This window comes from Nocardioides sp. NPDC059952 (genome assembly GCF_042730435.1).
GTDB lineage: Bacteria > Actinomycetota > Actinomycetes > Propionibacteriales > Nocardioidaceae > Nocardioides.
Genome location: NZ_JBHWLY010000156.1, coordinates 1 through 1,451 on the forward strand (window position 1 = coordinate 1; position 1,451 = coordinate 1,451).

1 protein-coding gene is annotated in these 1,451 nt (G+C 71.3%); it reads right to left on the reverse strand.

Annotated features, from left to right (window positions below; all coding sequences use genetic code 11):
• A partial coding sequence (locus tag ACFV9G_RS29855; RefSeq protein WP_378733110.1) for a bifunctional DNA primase/polymerase occupies positions 1 to 1,451 on the reverse strand: 1,451 nt, incomplete at both ends.

The window sequence follows — 1,451 nt, forward strand, 5'->3', positions numbered from 1 at the left end:
CGGGGCTCCAGGTACAGGCCGGTCGCCCGGTCGTAGCCGAGGGAGTCGAGCAGCGTGCCGTCGGGGCGGATGACCGGCGAGGTAACAACGCCCCGGAGGACGGGCAGGGGCCAGTCCTTCCGGCCGAGGATCGTGGAGCAGCTCTTGGGCATGAGCAGCTCGCGCTCTTCCTCCAGCTGCTCGGTGACCGGGTTTCGCTTCAGGGTGTAGCTGGTGAGGTGGTCGGCGAGGTAGGCGCGCAGGTTGTCGGTGCCCAGCTGCTGTACCACCGGGTCGTCGTTGTCGTCGCGGTACACCCAGCACGGCCCGCCGGACCGCTTGTACAGGTCGGGCAGACGGCCGTCGGCCATGAGTGCCAGGACGCCGTCAATGCCGTCGGCCTCGTTCGTGATGTCCAGCTCGGGACGGGACGACACAGAGCGCAGGTGGGGGCCGCCCTCGAATCCGCCCTCTTGGGGGTCGGGGGCGTGGTCGAGCGCCGAGGACCCGTCGGCGAAGTGCTGCGACTGCGCGGGCACGGAGGACAGGCGCCGGCGGGGCGGCTCGGTGCCGTACCCCTGGCGACGCAGCTCGGCGGCCGCGGCCTTGAAGTTGCCGCCGTGCTCCAGCAGCGTGTAGGCGCCGAACTTGCTGTAAGGCGTGTCGGCCTGGAACTCCGAGCCGGTGGCGAACACCCACAGGCGGTCTTTCTCCGGGTCGCGGCCAGTGGTGGCCTTGACGCTGCCGACGCCGTCGGCCCAGCCCCAGTAGGTGGTGTTGCCGCGCGTGATGATGGGCCGGAACGTGCCGCGCAGGATCTCGCCCCAGTCCGCGCGGGCCTCGTAGTCCTCGCCGGGCCGCAGGCCTCCGCCGGGCAGCGGCTCCGCCGCCTTGGGGGCCGTCTTCGGCGCCTCGGGCACGGGCATCTGGTCGACCATCCGGCAGATGTCCCGGATGGCGCCCATGGTGTCTGCGTCGAGGACGGGGATCGTGGCCGGCGAGCCTGCCACGCGGACGTAGGGACGGCCGGAGGCGTGGACGGCGGGGCCGGACGGCTCGACCAGGCCGTAACCGCCTTCACCGCGCGTCTCGATGAGGACGCGGACAATCTTCGTGTTGGGCTTCTCAGCGACCCGCTGACGCTCGTTGTCGTCCCACTCGTGTTCCTCGGCGAGTCGGGAGGCCAGCTTGCGGTTCGGCGGTACGGCGGCGCCGTCGAGGCGGACGCGGTAATGGCGGCCGCCGCTGGGCGACTCGGTCACCCAGCCGTTCAGGATCGCGGTCCAGGGCTCGCCGAGGCCGGAGGCCTCCATGATCTCGGTGACGTCGTTCAGCAGGCCCTCGCGGATGGCGAGGCCCTCGAACTCGATCAGCTCGACAGCACCGGATACGGCTCCGTAGACCACGGCGATGCCTCGCGGTCGGTCGCCGTCGAACCAGGCATCGTGTTCGGCGGGGGTGCTGCGGTTCAC